The 19,910-nt window shown below is 68.1% G+C and carries 17 protein-coding genes, 1 tRNA gene and 1 pseudogene; 12 read left to right on the top strand and 7 right to left on the bottom strand.

Going from position 1 to position 19,910, the window contains the following annotated elements:
- Positions 1-68 precede the first annotated feature (68 nt).
- From QZ749_RS06035 to QZ749_RS06020, 4 genes are read left to right on the top strand one after another with little or no spacing between them, the layout of a single operon-like run.
- A complete protein-coding gene (locus QZ749_RS06035; RefSeq protein ID WP_296944462.1) occupies positions 69-1,046 on the top strand; it encodes a glycosyltransferase family 2 protein in 978 nt (325 codons plus the stop codon).
- Complete coding sequence (locus QZ749_RS06030; protein ID WP_296944459.1) at positions 1,043-1,438, top strand: GtrA family protein; 396 nt, start codon at positions 1,043-1,045, stop codon at positions 1,436-1,438. Before QZ749_RS06035 ends, QZ749_RS06030 begins: the two co-directional genes overlap by 4 nt.
- On the top strand, positions 1,435-3,555 hold the full coding sequence (locus QZ749_RS06025) for a hypothetical protein (RefSeq protein ID WP_296944457.1): 2,121 nt from the start codon (positions 1,435-1,437) through the stop codon (positions 3,553-3,555). Before QZ749_RS06030 ends, QZ749_RS06025 begins: the two co-directional genes overlap by 4 nt.
- Before the next feature lie 59 nt (positions 3,556-3,614).
- A complete protein-coding gene (locus QZ749_RS06020; protein ID WP_296944454.1) occupies positions 3,615-5,351 on the top strand; it encodes an ATP-binding protein in 1,737 nt (578 codons plus the stop codon).
- Between the two features lie 62 nt (positions 5,352-5,413).
- On the opposite strand, the gene QZ749_RS06015 is transcribed toward QZ749_RS06020, so the two are convergent.
- On the bottom strand, positions 5,414-6,892 hold the full coding sequence (locus QZ749_RS06015; protein WP_296944452.1) for a DEAD/DEAH box helicase: 1,479 nt from the start codon (positions 6,890-6,892) through the stop codon (positions 5,414-5,416).
- Positions 6,893-7,233: 341 nt separating this feature from the next.
- Here QZ749_RS06015 and QZ749_RS06010 point away from each other — a divergent pair, with 341 nt between their 5' ends.
- Positions 7,234-7,872, top strand: coding sequence for an EF-hand domain-containing protein (locus QZ749_RS06010; protein WP_296944449.1), 639 nt, complete (start codon positions 7,234-7,236; stop codon positions 7,870-7,872).
- Positions 7,873-7,901: 29 nt separating this feature from the next.
- Here the strand turns inward: QZ749_RS06010 and QZ749_RS06005 are convergent, their stop codons facing one another.
- Positions 7,902-8,519 (bottom strand): LON peptidase substrate-binding domain-containing protein, encoded by a 618-nt coding sequence (locus QZ749_RS06005; protein ID WP_296944446.1) that lies wholly within the window; start codon positions 8,517-8,519, stop codon positions 7,902-7,904.
- Positions 8,520-8,607: 88 nt separating this feature from the next.
- On the bottom strand, positions 8,608-9,120 hold the full coding sequence (locus QZ749_RS06000; protein WP_296944444.1) for a hypothetical protein: 513 nt from the start codon (positions 9,118-9,120) through the stop codon (positions 8,608-8,610).
- Between the two features lie 195 nt (positions 9,121-9,315).
- Here QZ749_RS06000 and QZ749_RS05995 point away from each other — a divergent pair, with 195 nt between their 5' ends.
- Together QZ749_RS05995 and QZ749_RS05990 are read left to right on the top strand one after the other, a co-directional pair.
- Positions 9,316-11,610 carry a CHASE domain-containing protein gene (locus QZ749_RS05995; RefSeq protein ID WP_296944441.1) on the top strand — a complete coding sequence of 765 codons (2,295 nt, stop codon included), beginning with the start codon at positions 9,316-9,318 and terminating at the stop codon, positions 11,608-11,610.
- Positions 11,611-11,725: 115 nt separating this feature from the next.
- Positions 11,726-13,051 (top strand): cytochrome P450, encoded by a 1,326-nt coding sequence (locus QZ749_RS05990; RefSeq protein WP_296944439.1) that lies wholly within the window; start codon positions 11,726-11,728, stop codon positions 13,049-13,051.
- A gap of 23 nt (positions 13,052-13,074) precedes the next feature.
- Here QZ749_RS05990 and QZ749_RS05985 read toward each other — a convergent pair whose 3' ends face one another.
- The gene (locus QZ749_RS05985) at positions 13,075-13,527 is read right to left on the bottom strand and encodes a glycine zipper 2TM domain-containing protein (protein WP_296944436.1); all 453 of its coding nucleotides are present in this window, start codon (positions 13,525-13,527) and stop codon (positions 13,075-13,077) included.
- 190 nt (positions 13,528-13,717) lie between these two features.
- Between QZ749_RS05985 and QZ749_RS05980 the strand changes: the two genes are divergently transcribed.
- Positions 13,718-14,320, top strand: coding sequence for a DUF2325 domain-containing protein (locus tag QZ749_RS05980; protein WP_296944434.1), 603 nt, complete (start codon positions 13,718-13,720; stop codon positions 14,318-14,320).
- Here QZ749_RS05980 and QZ749_RS05975 read toward each other — a convergent pair.
- On the bottom strand, positions 14,292-14,735 hold the full coding sequence (locus tag QZ749_RS05975; protein ID WP_373896787.1) for a hypothetical protein: 444 nt from the start codon (positions 14,733-14,735) through the stop codon (positions 14,292-14,294). The two genes, QZ749_RS05980 and QZ749_RS05975, sit on opposite strands and share 29 nt — an antisense overlap.
- A 138-nt stretch (positions 14,736-14,873) precedes the next feature.
- Between QZ749_RS05975 and QZ749_RS05970 the strand changes: the two genes are divergently transcribed.
- Complete coding sequence (locus tag QZ749_RS05970; RefSeq protein WP_296944432.1) at positions 14,874-15,455, top strand: DJ-1/PfpI family protein; 582 nt, start codon at positions 14,874-14,876, stop codon at positions 15,453-15,455.
- A gap of 7 nt (positions 15,456-15,462) precedes the next feature.
- Here the strand turns inward: QZ749_RS05970 and QZ749_RS05965 are convergent, their stop codons facing one another.
- The gene (locus tag QZ749_RS05965) at positions 15,463-17,394 is read right to left on the bottom strand and encodes a S9 family peptidase (protein WP_296944430.1); all 1,932 of its coding nucleotides are present in this window, start codon (positions 17,392-17,394) and stop codon (positions 15,463-15,465) included.
- A gap of 765 nt (positions 17,395-18,159) precedes the next feature.
- Here QZ749_RS05965 and QZ749_RS05960 point away from each other — a divergent pair.
- The 3 genes and pseudogenes from QZ749_RS05960 (at position 18,160) to QZ749_RS05950 (ending at position 19,570) form a co-directional block, all read left to right on the top strand.
- Positions 18,160-18,651, top strand: a pseudogene (locus QZ749_RS05960) (Hcp family type VI secretion system effector).
- Between the two features lie 73 nt (positions 18,652-18,724).
- Positions 18,725-19,162 carry a penicillin-insensitive murein endopeptidase gene (locus QZ749_RS05955; protein WP_296944427.1) on the top strand — a complete coding sequence of 146 codons (438 nt, stop codon included), beginning with the start codon at positions 18,725-18,727 and terminating at the stop codon, positions 19,160-19,162.
- 3 nt (positions 19,163-19,165) lie between these two features.
- Positions 19,166-19,570, top strand: coding sequence for a hypothetical protein (locus tag QZ749_RS05950; RefSeq protein WP_296944425.1), 405 nt, complete (start codon positions 19,166-19,168; stop codon positions 19,568-19,570).
- Between the two features lie 228 nt (positions 19,571-19,798).
- Here the strand turns inward: QZ749_RS05950 and QZ749_RS05945 are convergent.
- Positions 19,799-19,877, bottom strand: a tRNA-Ile gene (locus QZ749_RS05945).
- Positions 19,878-19,910: the final 33 nt, after the last annotated feature.

The raw sequence follows: 19,910 nt of genomic DNA, 5'->3' as shown, positions 1-19,910 counted from the left end.
CAGCTTCGACAAGGCGGCGCCCATGCGCTACCATTTGACTTTTACACAACATCAGCGAAATCGCATCCATGAGCCAGCCAGCGTCGATTGCCGTCGTCATTCCCAGCTATAAGGTGACCCGCCACATCCTGGGCGTCGTCGCCGGCATCGGACCGGAGGTCGGCCGCATCTACGTCGTCGACGACAAGTGCCCGGACCATTCCGGCGACTTCGTGCAGGCCAACTGCACCGACCCGCGCGTGGTCGTGCTGCGCCATGCGCAGAACCAGGGCGTGGGCGGCGCCGTGATGACCGGCTACCGCGCCGCCATCGCCGACGGCGCGTCCGTCATCGTCAAGGTCGACGGCGACGGCCAGATGGACGCCTCCCTGATTCCCGCCTTCGTCGCGCCGATCCTGTCGGGCGAGGCCGACTACACCAAGGGCAACCGCTTCTTCAACCTGGAGCGCATCCGCTCGATGCCGCCGATGCGCCTGTTCGGCAACGCGGTGCTGTCATTCCTGACCAAGCTGTCGTCCGGCTACTGGGACCTGTTCGACCCGACCAACGGCTTCACCGCGATCCACGCCGACGCCGCGCGCTTCCTCCCGTTCGACAAGATCAGCAAGCGCTACTTCTTCGAGACCGACATGCTGTTCCGCCTGAACACGCTGGGCGCCGTCGTGGCCGACGTGCCGATGGACGCGGTCTACGGCGACGAGGTCAGCAACCTGAAGATCTCGCGCATCGTCACCGAATTCGCGGCCAAGCACGTGCGCAACTTCTTCAAGCGCCTGTTCTACAACTATTACCTGCGCAATATGTCGCTGGCCTCGATCGAGCTGCCGCTGGGCGTGCTGCTGCTCCTGTTCGGCATCCTGTTCGGCGTGTCGCACTGGGTCGACGCGGCGCGGCAGGACGTGGCGACGCCGGCCGGCACCGTGATGCTGGCCGCGCTACCGGTGATCATGGGCGTGCAGCTGATCCTCGCCTTCCTGGCCTACGACATCGCCTCGGTGCCGCGCCGCCCGCTGCACAAGAAGACCCGCTACCGCAAGCAGGGATGAGGACCGCTTCCGCCCTGTCCGACCTGGTGGCGCGCTCGCGCCAGGTCGTGGTGTTCCTGGCCGGCGGCGTGCTGTCGGCCGCCGTCGACATCGGCGTGCTGCAGCTGCTGCTGCACGCCGGCCTGCACTTCGCCGGCGCCACCACGGCCGGCTTCCTGTCCGGCCTGCTGGTGAACTACGCCTGGCACAGCCGGGTGACCTTCGACGCCGCGGCCACGCCGGCGAGCTTCGGGCGCTACCTGTGCGTGGTGCTGCTCAACTACCTGCTGACGCTGGGCTGCGTCGCGCTGGCGCAGGCGCTGCTCGGCATGCCGCTGGCCGGCAAGATCGCGTCGCTGCCCCTCATCTCGATCAACAGCTACCTGCTCGGCAAATACTGGATCTTCAAATGAACGCTCCCCGCCCCGACGCTCTCGCGCCGACGACGCGCTCCGCGCTGGTCCCCCGCTCCGGCCGGCAGCTCGCCATCCTGGTGCTGTTCGCCGCCATCGCGGCCTACCTGGTGCTGCGCACCTGGGGCACGCAGCCGCAGATCATGGCCGACGAGTGGTACTACAGCAAGCTGTCGCGCCTGCAGGACCTGGGCGCATCGATGCTGCCGTCCTACCTCTACCTGTGGATCGCGCGCGGCAGCAATGCCTGCGGCACCCGCTTCTACGACTGCGTGCACGTGGCGAACGTGCTGTTCATGGTGGCCAGCGCGCCGTTCATCTACGGCATCGCGCGCCAGGTCGCGCGTCCCGGCGTGGCGCTGGCGCTCGCCGTGGCGGCCACGCTGGCGCCGCTGAACCTGTACACCACCTACTTCATGCCGGAGACGGCGTACTTCCTCGGCTTCTGCATCCTGAGCTGGGTGGCGCTGACGCGCGGCCACTGGCACTGGACGCGCTGGAGCCTGGCGCTGGGCGTGGTGCTCGGCCTGCTCAGCCTCGTCAAGGTGCACGCGCTGTTCCTGATCCCGCCGCTGGTGCTGTTCATCGCCTATGCGCGCTGGGCGGCCGGGCCGCGCTGGCTGCCGTCCGCCGTCGGCGCCGCCGCGCTGGCGCTGGGCGTGGCCGCCGCGCTCAAGTTCGGCATCGGCTGGCTGCTCGCCGGCAAGGACGGCCTGCAACTGCTGGGCAGCTTCTACCAGGCCAATGCCAATTCGGCCGGCAACCGCTCGCTGGCCAGCCTGCTCGGCCCCGCCCTGGTCAGTGCGCGCGGCCACCTGATGGTGCTGGCGGTGCTGGTGCCGCTGCCGCTGGCCGTCACGCTACATTCGCTGCTGCGCCTGCGCGGCCACGCCCAGGCCGGCAAGGCCGAACTGCTGCAGGTGTGGGCGCTGCTGGTGCTGGGCGCGACCGTCTGCGTGACCTTCCTGTTCACGGCCACGCTGGTCAATCCGGGCGCGCCGGCCGACGAGGGCCTGCGCCTGCACATGCGCTACTACAATTTCGTGCTGCCGCTGCTGTGGCTCGTCGCGGCGGCCACGCTGGACCGGCCCGACGCCCCCGCCCCCGCGGCGCGGCCGGCGCTGCGCTGGGCCATCGCCGCGGTCGTCGCCGCCCTGCTGGTGCTGGCGCTGGCGTGGCTGCCCGCGTATGCGTTCAATGCGGTCGACGGTCCGGACATCTTCATGTTCAAGCCGGACGGCTGGCGCGGCCGCACGATCATCGCCCTCGGCCTGGCGACGCTGCTGCTGTGGGCCCTCGGCAAGCGGCTGGCCGCGCGCCTGTTCCTGCTGGTGGTGCTGCCCCTGAACCTGCTCGCAGGCCTGTCGATGTCGCACAAGATCACGCTGCACAACCACATCGAGACGACGGCCGACCGCGCCGGCGCCCTGGTGCGGGCGCGCGTGCCGGCGGCCGAGCGCGGCCAGCTCACCGTGGCCGGCACCGACGCCGTCGAGATCATCCGCACCCAGTTCCACATCGACGACGCGAACAGCCAGCTGATGCTGGTGCCGGATAATGCCCCGATCGCGGAGTACGAGGTGCCGACCCACCAGAAATGGCTGCTGGTGCTGCGCCACCATCCGCTGCCCGCGACCTACAAGCCGGTGTTCGCCAACGAGGAATTCTCGCTGTACCGGCTGGCGCTGCCCGAGCGCAGGATCGGCGCCACCGATTTCAGCAAGCCCCTGGCCGGCATCGTCACGGGCGCCGAGGGCCTGTCGAAGGAGGAATCGTTCGGACGCTGGTCGGAGGGGCCGCGCGTCGTGCTGCACCTGGCCACGGCGCTGCCGCCCAGGGTGCGGCTGCGCATCCGCGCATCGAGCTACGCCGACAACGCCGACAAGCCGTTCACGCTGCGCATCGGCGGCGCCAGCGCCACCTTCCGCGTGCCGAACCATCCGATGAAGGAAATCCTCCTGACGATGGACACCGACGGCGCGCAGCGCAGCATCGTCATCGAGGTGCCGCATCCGGTATCGCCGAAGGAAGTCGACCACACCGACGATACCCGCCTGCTGGGGATCGCGCTGGGCGGGATCGTCGTCGCCGAGCCGCTGCCCGAATCCTCGCCCTGAAGTCTGCGGCGCTCGGTGCGCGCGCTAACGGTACGCGCACCGCCGCCCATACTAGAATCGTGCATCGCCCGACACTGGAGAACGACGCGATGGTCATGGGAAGCAGCAAGGACGACGGCCTGAAAAAGGATCTCGACAGGCAAGGCGGCGGCCAGAGCATCGGCGTGCCGGCCGACGGCACCGTCGAAGGCAATTCCGAATCGCCGATGGGCAATCCGGGGTTCAAGCACTGGCAGGCCAGCTACGTCGCGCACGACGGCCTCGGAGAGCGCGACAACATCTTCTTCGCCGCCGTCGAGATGACGCGCATGCCCATGCTGATCACCGATCCGCGCCTGCCGGACGACCCGATCGTGTTCGCCAACGGCGCCTTCCTCGACCTGACCGGGTACCGGCACGAGGACATCATGGGCCGCAACTGCCGCCTGCTGCAGGGGCCGCAGACCGACCGCGCCACCGTCACCGAGGTACGCCAGGCCCTGAAGGAAGAACGCGCCGTCGCGGTCGACCTGCTGAACTACAAGGCCGACGGCACGCCCTTCTGGAACGCGCTGTTCATCGGCCCGATCTTCGACAAGGACGGCAAGCTGCTGTACTTCTTCGCGTCGCAGATGGACATCACGGCGCGCCGCCAGACCCAGGAATCCTACCTGCAGGCGCAGAAGATGGAAGCGATCGGCCAGCTCACGGCCGGCATGGCGCACGACTTCAACAACCTGCTGCAGGTCATCAACGGCAACCTCGAGGTCGCGCTGATCAGCCTGGGCAAGCCGGACGACGCCCGCGCCGCCCTCGAACGCGCCCAGCGCGCCGCCATGCGCGCCGGCAAGCTCACCCAGCAGCTGCTGACCTTCGCGCGCAAGCAGCGGCTGGAGCCCAGGCCGATCAACATCAACAACCTGGTCGTCGACTTTTCCGAGATGCTGGTGCGCACGCTGGGCGACCGCGTCGACTTGCGCCTGGACCTGCGTCCCGGCCTGCCCGCCTGCCTGCTCGATCCGACCCACCTCGAGATGGCCCTGCTGAACGTCCTGATCAACGCGCGCGACGCCATGCCCGAGGGCGGCGAGGTGACGGTGGCCAGTGCGCTCGTGCGCGATGCGGAGCGCCTGAAAAAGCACGACCTGCCGCCCGGCACCTACGTCGACCTGTGCGTGATCGACAAGGGCAAGGGCATGGCGCCCGAGGTGCTGCGGCGCGCCACCGAACCCTTCTTCACCACCAAGGGCCCGGGCACGGGCCTGGGCCTGGCGATGGTGCACGGCTTCGTGCAGCAGTCGCAGGGCCGCCTCGAGATCGACAGCAAGGAAGGCGAAGGCACGACGGTGCGCATGCTCTTCCCGGTCGCCGACGGCGGCGTCGACCCGGCCGCGCACGACGCCCGCCCGCAGGACGACGCGCCGGCCCCCGGGACGGACGCCGACGGCGCCGCTGCGCGCCCCTGCGTGCTGGTGGTGGAGGACAACGACGACGTGCGCGAACTGGCCGAGAGCGTGCTGGGCATGGCCGGCTACGCGGTGCTGCCGGCCGCCAGCGGCGAGGAGGCGCTGCGCCTGCTCGAAGGCGGCGCGCAGCCGGACCTGCTGTTCACCGACGTGATCATGCCGGGCGGGATGACGGGGCTGGAACTGGTCGAGCGGGTGCGCGTGCTGTACCCGCAGATGCCGGTCCTGGTCACCACCGGCTACATGGACGAACTGCCGGGACGCGGCACGGGGCTGGACATCCTGGCCAAGCCGTACCGGCACGAGCAGCTGCTGGCGCGGGTGGAGGCGACGCTGGGCCAGGACGCGTGAGCGGCCGGCGCCGGGCGTAAAAAAGGCCTGTCCGCGGACAGGCCTTCTTCATGCGCGCGCGCTCACGGCTTGGGCAGGCCGCCCAGCAGCGCCGCCAGCTTGGGCTTGGGCTTGGACGGCGCGGCCGGCGCGTGCTCGGCTTCCTTGCGCGGCGCGGCCGCCGGCTCGTAGGGCTTGAGGAACCACGGATCGATCTTGTCGCGGCGCGGCCCCGGGCGCGGGCCGGCGCTGCGCTCGCCGCGGTCCGGGCGCTCGCTGCGCGGGTGGTCGCTGCGCGGGTGGTCGCTGCGCGGGTGGTCGCTGTCGCGGCGGCCGCGGCGTTCGGCATCGCGCGCGCCGTCGCGCGCGCCCCGGCCCGGCACGAAGCCGGTCAGCTCGCCGCGCGTGATGGTCTGCTTGATCAGCTTCTCGATGTCGGCCAGCAGGCGTTCGTCCTTGTCCGAGTACACCGACAGCGCGTCGCCGGTGGCGCCGGCGCGGCCCGTGCGGCCGATGCGGTGCACGTAGTCCTCGGCGTTGTACGGCAGGTCGTAGTTGATCACGCACGGCAGGTCGGTGATGTCCAGGCCGCGCGCGGCGACGTCGGTCGCCACCAGCACGTCGATGCTGCCGTTCTTGAAGGCGTCGAGCGCGGCGATGCGCTCCTGCTGGGTCTTGTCGCCGTGGATGGCCTGGGCCTTGATGCCGGCGTTTTCCAGGGTGCGCGACAGGCGCGAGGCGCCGATCTTGGTGTTCGAGAACACCAGCACCTGCTTCAGGTCGCGCGAGCGGATCAGGTGCTGCACGACCTCGGGCTTCTGCGCTTCCTCGACCTTGTACAGCACCTGGGTGATCGAGGTGTTGGTGGCATTGCTGCGCGCGACCTCGATGGTCAGCGGATCGGTCAGGAAGCTCGATGCCAGTTTCTTGATCTCGGGCGAGAAGGTGGCCGAGAACATCAGGTTCTGGCGCTTTTTCGGCAGCAGGTTGATGATGCGCTGCAGGTCGGGCAGGAAGCCCATGTCCAGCATGCGGTCGGCTTCGTCCATGACGAGCATCTGCACCTGGCCCAGGCTGATGTTCTTCTGCTCCACGTGGTCGAGCAGGCGGCCCGGCGTGGCGATGACGATCTCGACGCCGCGGCGCAGGATCTCGGTCTGCGGCTTCATGTCCATGCCGCCGAACACGACGGTGGAGCGCAGCGGGGTGTGCTGGGCGTAGGCCTTGACGTTGTCGGCGACCTGGATCGCCAGTTCGCGGGTCGGGGTCAGCACCAGCGCGCGCACGGCGTGGCGTGCCGGCGACATGCTGGTGTTCGCATGCGGCAGCAGCAGCTGGATGATCGGCAGCGAGAAGCTCGCGGTCTTGCCGGTGCCGGTCTGGGCGGCGCCCATGACGTCGCGGCCCTGCAGGACGATCGGAATGGCCTTGGCCTGGATCGGGGTCGGGTGGACATAGCCCTGGTCCGACAGCGCACGCTGGATTTCAGGCGCCAGGCCGAAATCGGCAAAGCGCACGGTCGGCGCGCCGCCAGTTTCTTGAGTGGTCGGTGTTTCAGACATGTTTTCTTTCGGGCGTTAAGCGCGGTTTCCAAGCTTCATCAGCTCTACGCCGGGCTGCGGCCGGGCATGGCCAACGCGGGGAAACCGGGGTGACAAGATGCGCCTGGGGCGCTGGTTCGCGGCGGATGTCAATACCGCACGGACGTAGAGAGTCTGAATCGCGCTCAAGGTTACCTCAAAACCACCCCTCTGTGTATGAAATCCGCGTTTTTCCTGCCCATCGTGCTGAATTTCCAGTCAACTTCCTCTTTACATTCCTTTACCCGGCTTTACACCTCGCCCTCTCTTTTCTCATACGCAACGACCGATAATGGCATCCAACTACCACAAGGGAGCATGACATGGTTGCAGGCATTGGCAGCGGCAATGTGCCGAACCGGGCCGATTCGGTCTTTTCCAGGCTCGACACCAGGAACCAGGGATACCTCGAGAAAGCCGACCTGCAAAGCGCGCTGGGCGCGGCCGGCGACGGCGACCGGGGCCCGGCCGTCGACCTCGACGCCACGTTCGGCGCGCTCGACGGCGACAGCGACGGCAAGGTCACCAAGAGCGAGATGACGGCGGCGATGACCAGGCTGTCCGGCCAGCTCGACGCCCAGTACGACGCTACGCGCGTGGCCGGCGGCCAGGGTGGCATGCAGGGCATGGGCGGCGGCATGCAGCGCATGGGGGACGCCGGCGCGGCCAAGGAGACCGACGCGACGAGTTCGACCAGCAATACCTACGTGGCGGCGGCCGACACCGACGGCGACGGCACCGTCAGCGACACCGAGCAGGCGGCCTATGACAAGACCGTGGCGAGCGGCGAGCTCGACGCGTCCGGCGGCCCGGGTAAGGCCGGCGGCCGTCCGCCGCGCGATCCGGTGCGCGAACTGGCGCATGCGATGAACCTGTTGAAGACCTACGCCGATCACGGCGGCAGCGACGGTCCGGCGGCAGCGACCGGGTCGACGGCGGCAAGCGTCAGCGTCGAGGCGTAGGGTGCGCACCCCGTGCGCACCACACCACGTCACGAGGTAATCAAGCCGTGCTCGTCGAGCACGTCGTGCAGCAGTTCCAGCCGGATCATCGGATTGTCCAGCATGAGCATGTGCTGCTTCTGCTGGTTGGGCAGGGGCAGCAGTTCGCACCAGCGGTTCGACACCCAGCCGCAATCGTCCAGGCGGAACGGCGGCTGCACCGGCCAGCGGCCCTGCGGCACGTCGTGCAGCGAGGCCAGCACGCGGTCGAGCGCGTCGGCCGCGCCCTGCAGGTCGGACGGGATCCGGACCGCGTGGTCGTCCTCGACCAGCTTGGCCTCGGCCATCCACAGGCCGTCGGTGCGGCGCTCGCTGTCCATGACCCGGAAACGGGTGCCGCCGCGGCACACCACCTGCAGCAGGCCGGGCGTGGACGCGGTGGTGTCCGCCACCGTCGCCAGCGTGCCCGCGCCGGCGAACTGTTCCATTCCCTCCGGCGTGCGTACTTCCTGGCCATGGGTCAGCATCACCACGCCGAAAGGCTCGTCTTCCGTCAGGCAACGGCTGATCATGTCGAGGTAGCGGACCTCGAAGATCTGCAGCGGCAACACGCCGTCCGGGAACAGTACCGTGCTGAGCGGAAACAGGGGAATGGAGATGGTGGCCATGCGCGCATCATGACAGATTCGGCGCGCGGCGCGGAGCACGATTGCTGCTGCCGCATGCCGCAATGGCACGGCCCGTCGGGCGCCTGCGTCAGTCGTCCGGGCCGTGCACGGGCAGTTCGCGCAGCGCGTCGGCCAGCGCGTGCAGGCGCCAGCGCAGCCGGTCCCAGCCCGGATCGGGATGCGGCAGCACGCTGACCCGCACCGCATGGCCCGGCGCGATGTCGCAGGCAAACGCGAAGTCCCCGGCCTGCTCGAATGGCAGGCGCAGCGTGCGTCCCGGCAGCACCAGCACCTGGCCGAACACGTGCGCGGACAGGTCGCGGTTGCGCAGCAGGAGCACGTCGCGCACGCCCAGCGCCAGGCGCACGCGCGCCGGCACCGGCACCGCCACGCCGCGCGCCTTGAGGATGCCGGCGCCGCGCGGGAAGTCGAACACGCGCTCGCGGGTCGGATAGCGCAGCGGCCACAGCGCCGCCCACAGCAGCAGCGCCAGCAGGCCGGCGGCGAGCGTCCAGCGCACGCGGCGCAGCAGGCCGGCGGCGCCGGGCGCGGGGGCCGGGCGCGAGCGTGCATCGGCATCGGGAGCGGTGGATCGTGTCATCGGGAAGGTCGGCAAGGTCCGGCCGGGGGCCGGCGCGGGCGTGCGCCATTGTAGCGGGGACGGGCGGCCGCGTCGCGTGCCGGCTGGCGTGCGCCCATCCATTGCGCGCGCGGGTATGCTGTGCCGGACGGCGCACCGCCTTCCCTTCCACTTCGACGGCAACGGTCCCGGCCATGCCCTTGCCGCAACGAGCACATGCCCCGTTCCCACGACGCTCCCGACACCTCTCCCCTCTCCCGCTGGCGCGACTCGGCGTCGCTGCCGCTGCTGCTGGCCGCGCTCGTGTTCCTGGCCGCGCTGGCGGCGACCTATGCCTTCGCCACCAGCGTCGAGCGCACGGCGCGCGCCGAGATGCAGTCCACCTTCAACTACCGGGCGCGCGACCTGGCCGCCGCCGTCGGCCAGCGCATGGCCGTGTACGAGGAAATGCTGCAGGCCACGCGCGGCTACCTGCGCGGCGCGGTGACGGTCTCGCGCGCCGACTTCGCCGACTACTACGGCGTGCTGCGCCTGGACCAGCGCTTCCCCGGCATCGAGGCGCTCGGCATCGCCACCATCCTGGCGCCGGGCGCGCTGGATGCCCACGTCGCCGCCGTGCGCGCCGAAGGCTATCCGCAGTACGCGCTGCGGCCCGGCGGCGCGCGCCCCACGGTGACCGCGATCACCCACATCCAGCCCTTCGGTGGGCGCAACCTGCGCGCCTTCGGCTACGACATGTTCAGCGAGCCGGTGCGGCGCAAGGCCATGGAAGCGGCGCGCGACGGCGGACGCGCGGCCGCCACCGGCAAGGTCACGCTGGTGCAGGAAGGCGGCAGCCGGGCGCAGTCGGGCTTCCTGATCTACGTGCCGGTGTACCGCGCCGGCCTGCCGCGCGCGACCCTGCAGGAACGGCGCGCCGCGATCCTGGGCTGGGTGTTCGCGCCCTTCCGCATGGATGACCTGATGCGTGGCGTCGGCGGCGAGCACGCGGGCGACCTCGAGGTCGACATCTACGACGGGCTGGCGCCGGACGAGGACGCCCTGCTGTACCGTTCGCCGCGCCTGGACCGGGCCGGGCGCGAGCCGCTGTTCGCCATGCAGTCCGCGATCGACACCGCGGGCCGGCCGTGGACGCTGCGCATCCGTTCGGCGCCCGCGTTCGAGGACACGCTGGAGCGGCGCCCGGCGCTGGCGGTCGCCGCCACCGGCATCGGCCTGGGCCTGCTGCTGGCGCTGGTGGTGTGGCTGCTGGCCACCGAGCGCCGCCGCGCCCTGCAGCTGGCCGGCCGCATGACGCTGGCGCTGCGCGCATCGCACGACCGCACCGAGGCCGAACGCCAGCGCATCCGCCTGATCCTGCAGACCGCCTACGACGCCTTCGTCGGCATCGGTCCGGACGGCCGCATCACCGACTGGAACGCGCAGGCCTGCAAGCTGTTCGGCTGGCACGAGGAAGAAGCGCTCGGCCACGACGCCTGCGCCCTGCTGGCGCTGCCCGACCAGCAGGAGGAACGGCGCGCCTGCATCGCGCACTTCGCGCGCAGCGGCGCCTGCGCGATGCTGTCCGGCCCCACCGAGATCGACCTGCTGACGCGCCAGGGCCAGGCGATTCCGGTGGAGATCGCGATCACGCCGCTGCCCACCGAACACGGCTACGGCATCACGGCCTTCCTGCGCGACATCCGCCCGCGCCGCGAGACCGAGCAGCGCGAACGCCGGCGCCAGCAGCGCCTGGACGAGGCGCGCAGCGCGCTGGCGCGCTCGCAGAAACTGGAAGCGGTGGGCAAGCTCACCGGCGGCGTGGCGCACGACTTCAACAACATCCTGCACATCATCAGCGCCAATGCGCAGCTGATGCTGCGCGCCGACAGCGGCGACCGTGGCGCCCGCAAGCGCCTGCTGGGGATCATGGACGCCGTCGAGCGCGGCAAGAAACTGGCGGCGCAACTGCTAGCCTTCGCGCGGCGCCAGCCGCTGCACCCGAGCGTCGTCAACCTGGCCCAGCTCATCGAGCGCATGGACAGCCTGCTGCACCGCGCCGCCGGCGACGGCGTGCAGATCCGCTTCGACATGCCGCCGGACCTGTGGAACACGCTGGTCGACCCGAACCAGCTCGAGAACGTGCTGCTGAACCTCGTCATCAACGCGCGCGACGCCATGGAGGGCCAGGGCAGCGTCGCCATCGCGCTGGCCAACGTCGACGTCGGTCCGGACAGCGCGCTGGCGGATACCGGCGTGCAGCCCGGCGCCTACGTCAGCGTGGCCGTGAGCGACACCGGCAGCGGCATGCCGCCGGACGTGATGGAGCGCGCCTTCGAGCCCTTCTTCACCACCAAGCCCGAGGGCAAGGGCACCGGCCTGGGCCTGTCGATGGCGCACGGCTTCGTCAAGCAGAGCGGCGGCCATATCCGCCTGGCCAGCACCCAGGGAGAAGGCACCACGGTGACGATCTACCTGCCGCGCGCGCTGCAGGACACGCCGGATCCGGCTTTCACGCCCGTGCCTCATTGATGCCTCATCGAGGTCTCGTCGGGTACTTCGCCGCCCGCCCGTCCGGGCCGAAGCGTGCGCCGGCCACGCGCCGGGGCGGCGATGATAAGCGCCGACTGCATCGAGGAGGACGAATTTGCCGAGCACCGACGATCCCCACCGCCACGCCAACGCGCGCGCCACCCTGCCGCGCGCACGCGGCTTCGACAACACGCTGTCCCTGCTGGCCGAAGGCTACGGCTTCATGACGCGGCGCCACGCCGCCCTCGGTAGCGACGCCTTCTTCACGCGCCTGCTGCTGCGCCGCGCGCTGTGCGTGCGCGGGGAGGATGCGGCGCGCATGTTCTGGCAGCCGGGCCGCTTCACGCGCCGCCGCGCGCTGCCGCCGACCACGCTGAAGCTGCTGCAGGATGTCGGCAGCGTGGCCACGCTCGACGGCGACATGCACCGCCAGCGCAAGGCCATGTTCATGGGCCTGTTCGGGCCGCTGGAACGCCAGCGCCTGGTGGCGCTGGCCGAGGCGCAGTGGCGCGCGCGCTTTACGCACTGGCCGGACCGGATGAGCGTCAACGTGCACCGCGAGGCCGAGGAAGTGCTGTGCCGCGCCGTCTGCGAATGGATCGGCATCCCGCCGCTGGCCGACGCCGAGGCGAGCCGGCGCACGCGCGAACTGGCGGCCATGATCGCCGCCGCCGGCTCGGCCGGTCCGCGCGCCTGGCGCGCGCTGCTGGTGCGCAACCGCACCGAGCACTGGGCGCGCGCGCTGGTCGACGCCGTCCGGGCCGGTCGCATCCGGCCGCCCGCGCACAGCCCGCTGTGCGTGATCGCGGGACACCGCGATGCCGACGGCATGCTCCTCAACCGCCGCCATGCGGCCGTCGAGCTGCTCAACCTGCTGCGCCCGACGGTGGCGGTGGCGCGCTACATCGCCTTCGCCGTGCTGGCGCTGCACGCGCACCCGCAGGCACGCGCACGGATCGCCGCCGGCGACGACGCCTACACGGCCATGTTCACGCAGGAAGTGCGGCGCTACTACCCGTTCTTCCCCGCCGTCGCGGGACGCGCGCTGCACGACTTCGACTGGCGCGGCATGCGCATCGACAAGGGAACCTGGGTGCTGATGGACATCCACGGCACCAACCACGATCCGGCGCTGTGGGGCGATCCGCAGGTGTTCCGCCCGGAGCGCTTCGAACGGCGCGAGGGCAGCGGCTTCGACCTGGTGGCCCAGGGCGGCGGCGATCATTACGCGGGACATCGCTGTCCGGGAGAATCCGCCACCGTCGACCTGGTGGCGTCGACGCTGAAGCTGTTCGCGGGAGAGATCGCCTACGAGGTGCCGCCGCAGGACCTGTCGGTCAGCCTGCGGCGGATGCCGACCTTGCCGGCGAGCGGGATGGTGATCGAACGGGTGCGGGTGCGGCAGGGGTCAGCGCCAAGCGTTGCCTTCCGAGGACGCTGACCCCACTGCTCAGACGCGATGCATCAACCCTGATGGACCAGTCGCCCATCCATCACGCGCACGCGATCGCCGTTGCGGAAACGCGGGTTGCCGCGCTCGGTGAAGGTGCGGTAGCCGCCCTTGCTCATCCTGACGCGCACGTCGGTCACCACTTCGCCCTTCATATTGCGCTCGATGCGGTTGCCGCCGTAGGCGCCGCCGATGGCGCCGGCCGCGGTGGCCAGCGTGCGGCCGCTACCGCTGCCGATCTGGTTGCCCAGCAGGCCGCCGACCACGGCGCCGCCGACGGCACCGAGGCCGCTGCCGCGCTGCGCTTCGCGTTTATACGTGTTGGTCGAGACCACGGTGCCGCAGCTCTGGCATTGCGCATGGTGGCCCTGCGGCGCGGCCTGGCTGGCCAGCGGCAGCGCGCCGGTCATGGCGAAAGCGGCGACGAGGGCGGCGCGGGCGGCGATCCTGGTGGTGAAGTTCTTCATGATGTTCCCCTTCTTGTCTTGTGGTTCGTATGGCTCTAGAGTAAGCCGCGCACGATTGCCTGCAAAGGGCGAAAAGGTATCAGATGCAAGCGCTTGTAACGGGACGCGTCCGGCTCGCCACCCAGCCGATTGAAATGATAATCATTCTCATTTAAAATGACAGGCCTGCCACTGACCAGGAGGACGCGCCATGTTGGCCAACGCCCGGGATTTCGACCGACTGCTGCACGAGCATTGCGCCATGCTGCGCGAGCACGCGCGGGTACAGGCGCGCTGCACGGCGCTGCTGCAGGAACAGGCGCGCCGCATCGCCGCGCTGGATGCGCAAGTCGTGCGGCTGCGCGCCGCCGTGGTCGCGCGCGACAGCGCGCTGGCCTGGGAGCGCGAGGACCGCGCCGCGCTCGAACGGGACCTGCCCGGCCTGGCCCGGCGCGTGGACCTGGGCCGCCGCGTGGCGGCGCTGCAGGAGCGCGTGGCCGAACTCCAGCGCGAACGCCTGCGCGAACCCCTGCTCGAACCCCGGCGCGAGCGGCCGCCGCCTCCGGCCCCCGCGCCTGTCCCGGCGCAGCGCGACGACGCCCTCGAAGCGAGCCTGGGCGCCGCCGACCTGGTGATCTGCCAGACAGGGTGCCTCAGCCACGGCGACTACTGGCGCGTGCAAGACCATTGCAAGCGCACCGGCAAGGCCTGCGTGCTGGTGGCGCAGCCGCAAGCCGTGCGCATCGTGCGCATCCACGCCGCTGACGATGGCGCCGGCCGGGTCATCAGTCCGGCGCCGGCATGTCCACGATGAGCGCGGCGTCGAGGGCGCGCAGGCGCGGCTCGACGTAGTAGCCGCCCGCCTCCACGTAGGTCAGGGCGGCGCGGCCGCACACCGTGCACTGCTGCACGGCGCAGCGGTTGTAGGGAAAGTGGCGCAGCGCGATCGGCGCCTCCGGCGACCAGTAGTTCGTGCCGTGCGGGTGGTATTCGGCATAGGTCGGCTCCGCGTAGGGATCGGCCATCAGCGTGCCCACGGTGCGCATCTGCGCCTGCGGGAAGTCGGGCGGGATGCGCGCCCAGCCACGGTAGCCGTCGAGCGCGCAGGCGCAGGCCTGGCGCACGGCGCCCGATGCCGCGGCCAGGGTCTTCAGTTCGTCGAGGGAAATCAGGTGATCGGGCGCCATGTGCTTGCCGTGGGTAATGGAGATGTCCGATTCTGCAGGCACGGCGGCCGCCTGGCAACCGCTATCCAAGCGCGCACGCCGGTGCTATCTTGTCCGGGTCTTGCCGGCCTTGGCGGCGTCGCGCCGGGGCCGCGTTTCATCCGTGCTTTTCATGTCAGGGATCACCTCAAGGAGAACGAGATGGCAGCGAGGAAAATCCTGTTTTTGACGGGCGATTTTGCGGAAGACTACGAAACCATGGTGCCGTTCCAGGCACTGCAGATGGTGGGCCACACGGTGCACGCCGTCTGCCCCGGCAAAAAGAAAGGCGACAAGGTCAAGACGGCGATCCACGATTTCGAGGGCGACCAGACCTATACCGAAAAGCCCGGCCACCTGTTCGCCCTGAACGCCGACTTTGCCGAAGCGCGCGCGGACGACTACGACGCCCTGATGATCGCCGGCGGCCGTGCCCCGGAATACCTGCGGCTGGACAAGCAGGTGATCGACCTGGTGCGCGCCTTCGCCCGCGCGGACAAGCCGATCGCCGCCGTCTGCCATGGCGCCCAGGTGCTGGCGGCGGCGGACGTCATCCGCGGCAAGCGCGTGTCCGCCTACCCGGCCTGCGCGCCCGAGGTGCGCCTGGCCGGCGGGGACTATGCGGACATCGAGGTCGACCAGGCCGTCACGGACGGCAACCTGGTGACGGCGCCGGCCTGGCCGGCGCATCCGCAGTGGCTGGCGCAGTTCCTCGAGCGGCTGGGGACGCGGATCACCCTTTGATGCCCGGTCAGCGCGCCAGGTTCTTGTCGAGGAAGGCCTCCACCCGCGTCCAGAAATCGATGTGGGTGGCGTCGTTGCGCCAGCCGTGGCCCTCGTCCGGATAGATCACGTACTCGACGTCGGGGTTGTGCTCCCGCACCGCGTTGCCGAACCTGGTGGCATGCACCATCGGCACGCGCACGTCGAAGGCGCCGTGCGCCATCAGCAAGGGCCGCTTGATGCGCGCCGCCTGCGCCAGCGGCGACACTTCCTGGAAGCGGGCCGACTGGGTGTCGGGGTCGCCGATCATCTCCTTCATGGAGTAGCGGCGCGCGTCTTCCGAGGCGTCGCTCTGCACGGTGTCGAACAGCAGGCCGATGTCGGTGACGCCGGCCCACTCGATCCCGGCACGGAAGGTGTCCGGATTGCGCACGAGGCCCATCAGCGTGGCGTAGCCGCCGTAGCTGGCGCCCATGATGCCGATGCGCGCCGGATCGGCCAGGCCCTGCTTCACGGCCCAGTCGGCGGCATCGGTCAGGTCGTCCTGCATCGTCCTGCCCCACTGCTGCCAGCCGGCGCGGAAATGCGTCGTGCCGAACCCGGTGCTGCCGCGGAATTCCGGCTGCAGCACGACATACCCGCGCGACGCCAGGAACTGCGCCTCCCGGTCCCACTCCCACGACGCGCCGCGCACGTACGGACCGCCATGCACCAGCACCACGGCCGGCCGCGGCCCGGCGGCCTTCCCGGCCGGCACCGTCACGTACATCGGGATCTGCAAGCCGTCGCGCGCGGCGTAGCGGACGAAGTCGCGCTGTCCCATCCGCTTCGGATCGATGGCGGGATAGCTGCTGCCCAGGCCGATCAGCTTGCCGTTGGCCGGCGTGTACACGAAATACGCCGGCGGGCTGCGGTCGGACTGCGCCACCACCGTCACCGCCGGCGGATTGCGGCAATCGCGGCCGCACTGCACGCGGTTCACCGTGCCCGGCAACTGCGCGTCGACCTGTTCCTGGATGCCCTTCATGACCGGATCCAGCCAGACGGTGGACGAGGCATCGGACGTGAAATACACGCCCAGGATCTTCCTTGCGGCGTAATCCTGTTTCAGGCTGCCCGCGAAATCGAAACCGTCGATGTCGACGAAGGGTTCCGCGCCCAGCTTTTTCGCCTTCAGGTCATAGGCGAACAGGGCCATCCGATCCTTGTAGCCGGCGCGCACGTACAGCCTGTCCTGGCCATCGAACGCCATGGGCTGGAAATTGCCGTCCTTGTAGCAATCGCGGTTCGACATCTCTTCCCACGGCGCCCCCGGTCCGCTGCGGTAATGGACGATGCAGCGGCCCTTGCCGCCGCTGATGGCGATGCGCGCCTGGTCGGACGCATCGAATATCCAACCGTGCACGTTTTCCGGCGCGCCCTGCATCATGTCGGCCAGTTCGCGCGTGCGCGTATTCAGGCGGAACGGATGCACCGACTGCGGCGTCTTGTCGATGTTATTCCAGGTCATCTTGCCGACGATGATGTCGTCGGACCCGTCGTGCGTCACGTCCAGGAAGATGTAGTCCGCCGTCAGGGTCCGGTCCTTGATGTTCGAGCCGGTGCTCTGCTGCTTGTGGCCCCAGCTGCCCGCGATCAGGCGCACCAGGTTGGCGCCATCGCGGTCGACCGCGAACTGGTCGAAGTTGCCGATGAAATCGAGCTTGGGATTCTTCAGCGTGAAGGCAAGGCGCTCGTCGTTGATCCAGGAGACGTCGACGAGGCGCGCGGCCTCGTAGCGGGCGGCGATCGTCACCTTCTTCAGGTCGGCCGTATCGCGCACGGCCAGGACCTGCTGGCCATCGTCGGTGCGATTGAGGATCACGACGTAGCGCCCGCTGGGCGAAATCCGGACGAAACCGACGTCGGGGCTACGGAAGAAATCGCCGACCGCAGGCCGGTCGGCCGCAGCCGCGGTCACGCACGTCGCGAGACAGGAACAGGCAACCAGGACGCGGGACAGGTAATGCGAGAGGCTGGCCATGAGCATTATTGCTAGTCAATTTGGTAACTACATAGTTGCGTTAAATAAATTTTTTGTCAATGAATGATTGGGGCTCATGCCGTGATGCGGTCTTGTGTGGTGTGCAACGGACAAGCGATCCGGCAGGACTCAGCTCGCCTTGAGATTAATCAAGCTGGGCAAGATCAGCACAATGGAGCGAACATCAATCGTCGTTCTGCTACCCATCAAGACAAAAGCAGAGTCCGGTTCTTGCTCTTGGTGAAGGTCATCCTAGAAGTGTTGGTTACCTTAGCCGGTGGAAAATTTAATACCTGATTGGAAACGCTGCCGGCGAAAAGCGTATCGCAGGCTTTCAATGAACGCTCGTCCACCTACCGATTTGATCAAGAGGTCCACTTCGTCAACGCGAATATGAAACCAGAGAAGAACATCGCTTACGACTCGTGCGCGGCGACGGAGCGGTCATCGACGGGAAAACCGCAGCCAGCGACAGTCAGTCGCAGTCTTGCTGAAAGTGAAAGTCCTAGAAAAAACGGATCCGCGCGATGCCTTACCGTTCATCGTTCGGGACCATTTTTCAACCAAACCTTATACATTGAAGCCGCACAGGAGCGGTATCCCAACACTGTCCACACTGCACTTTAGCTTGCGCCTAGCCAACTTCAAGAGTGCCCTGTTGACGAAGAATGATGCCTTTCTATCGTTCATGAGGCGCAAGCTATGGCAATCGACGTATACCTGCAAATCGAGGGCATTAAAGGCGAGTCGCTCGATTCCGCGCATCAGGGCTGGATCGAGCTGACATCGGCACACTGGGGTGTGACGCAGCCGAAAAGTGCCACGGCGTCTACTGCTGGCGGACACACCGCAGAACGCTGTGAACACCGTTCCCTATCGCTGTCGAAGCTCACCGATCTGGCATCGCCGATCTTGATGCAATACTGCTCGATGGGGAAAACCATCCCGAAGGCCAAGTTGGACTTCATGCGGGCGGACGGCGACGGCAAACCAGTGAAGTATTACGAAGTCGAACTTGAAAACGTCATCATCGCCAACATCGAGTAGATGGTAAGCCAAGGCAGCATCTTGCACGACAATATCGGCCTGCGCTACTCGAAGGTGAAGTGGAAGTACACCCAGCAGAAGATCGGCGGCGGAATGGGTGGCAATACGATGGGCGGTTGGGATCTGGCTACCAATCGGGTCGCCTAAACGGGGGCGCAAGATGGCACACCAAACCGACGACGAGCGCCTTCGCCCTACTCAAGATTCCCGAGGATTCTTCATGCTCCCGCAGGGGCCGATGGATTCTGGATACTACGTGTATGGCCTACTGTACAAGAAGCCGGCGCACGGGGCATACCAGTACGCGCACCCCATCATGATGACTGCGGTTTTGCGTGTGGCGCTGGAGTGGCAGGCCATCGACAGACGCCGCATCGGCATCGGTGACATCAGCCTTGCCGGGGGCGTTCAGACTCCCGATCACGACTCGCACAAGAACGGCTTGCAGGTTGATGTCCGCCCGCTTCGCAAGGATGGACTTGAGGAGCCGGTGTGTTGGTGGGATCGGGAGTACGACAGAGAGGGCACCGCGAAGTTGATCGAGGTGTTCCGCACCTTCGCACCTGTAACCGGCGTGCTGTTCAACGACTCTGATATCCCGTTCGTGAAGAAAGCGAAGGGACACGACAACCATTTCCACGTGGAGCTGAGAGGGTAACCAATGCGCACACGAACTTTGCTGGTCTCGTTATCGACGGCAGCCGCAGTCACGCTACCTTTCGCTCATGCGGCTGATCCTTCTTCGGACCCGTCCGGGCTTTGGAAGTCGTTTCCAGCAATCTACAAAATCCATTCCGGCAGCATCGCGGATCGCACGCCTCCTACAGCCACGGACCGGGTGCTGACTGTCCTCATCGACGGTAAAGCGGCAAAAGACGTATTCGATTCGATAGGTCCGGATGTGCCTAAGATGTGCAGCGCGGAAGGAGGTGATCGGACGAGGGCAAAGAAGGGCGTCTACTGCACCTACGACGCGAAGTTGAACGACCCGAAGGACAGCCACTACCGCTGCTGGATCGGTGTCAATCTTCGCACCGGCGATACTGAGCAGACTGTGTCGTGCTAAAGCGCTCGGCGGCTACGTCCGGCACAAGTGCTGGCGCTGGCCGCCCACGCGCCCAAGAAATGCATTCCTACTGCTTACGCGTGCTCGCCCTGGCAGTTCCATGTCGGCTGCCCAACTGATCAACGAATCTCAACAGTAGCGCAGGAAAAGGCGTTACATTAGCCGTTACATCGACCCCTGGTACAACAAAGCCCAACCAAACTGGTTGGGCCAAGTCGTTGATTTTATTGGTAGGCCTCCCCGGAGTCGAACCGGGCACCAACGGATTATGAGTCCGCTGCTCTAACCAGGCATGAGCTAGAGGCCCGAAACTGGCACGTACTGCTGATGGGGGAAAAAC

Origin of the sequence: uncultured Massilia sp. (assembly GCF_913773735.1) — a bacterium.
Classification (GTDB): Bacteria; Pseudomonadota; Gammaproteobacteria; order Burkholderiales; family Burkholderiaceae_D; genus Telluria.
The sequence above is the reverse complement of the archived record's forward strand: the minus strand, read 5'-3'. Positions and strand labels throughout refer to the sequence as shown.

Coding starts and splice junctions, on each gene's coding strand:
- QZ749_RS06035 (WP_296944462.1), top strand. CDS start 69: ATGAGCCAGCCAGCGTCGATTGCCGTCGTCATTCCCAGCTATAAGGTG.
- QZ749_RS06030 (WP_296944459.1), top strand. CDS start 1,043: ATGAGGACCGCTTCCGCCCTGTCCGACCTGGTGGCGCGCTCGCGCCAG.
- QZ749_RS06025 (WP_296944457.1), top strand. CDS start 1,435: ATGAACGCTCCCCGCCCCGACGCTCTCGCGCCGACGACGCGCTCCGCG.
- QZ749_RS06015 (WP_296944452.1), bottom strand. CDS start 6,892: ATGTCTGAAACACCGACCACTCAAGAAACTGGCGGCGCGCCGACCGTG.
- QZ749_RS06010 (WP_296944449.1), top strand. CDS start 7,234: ATGGTTGCAGGCATTGGCAGCGGCAATGTGCCGAACCGGGCCGATTCG.
- QZ749_RS06005 (WP_296944446.1), bottom strand. CDS start 8,519: ATGGCCACCATCTCCATTCCCCTGTTTCCGCTCAGCACGGTACTGTTC.
- QZ749_RS06000 (WP_296944444.1), bottom strand. CDS start 9,120: ATGACACGATCCACCGCTCCCGATGCCGATGCACGCTCGCGCCCGGCC.
- QZ749_RS05995 (WP_296944441.1), top strand. CDS start 9,316: ATGCCCCGTTCCCACGACGCTCCCGACACCTCTCCCCTCTCCCGCTGG.
- QZ749_RS05985 (WP_296944436.1), bottom strand. CDS start 13,527: ATGAAGAACTTCACCACCAGGATCGCCGCCCGCGCCGCCCTCGTCGCC.
- QZ749_RS05980 (WP_296944434.1), top strand. CDS start 13,718: ATGTTGGCCAACGCCCGGGATTTCGACCGACTGCTGCACGAGCATTGC.
- QZ749_RS05970 (WP_296944432.1), top strand. CDS start 14,874: ATGGCAGCGAGGAAAATCCTGTTTTTGACGGGCGATTTTGCGGAAGAC.
- QZ749_RS05955 (WP_296944427.1), top strand. CDS start 18,725: ATGCTCCCGCAGGGGCCGATGGATTCTGGATACTACGTGTATGGCCTA.
- QZ749_RS05950 (WP_296944425.1), top strand. CDS start 19,166: ATGCGCACACGAACTTTGCTGGTCTCGTTATCGACGGCAGCCGCAGTC.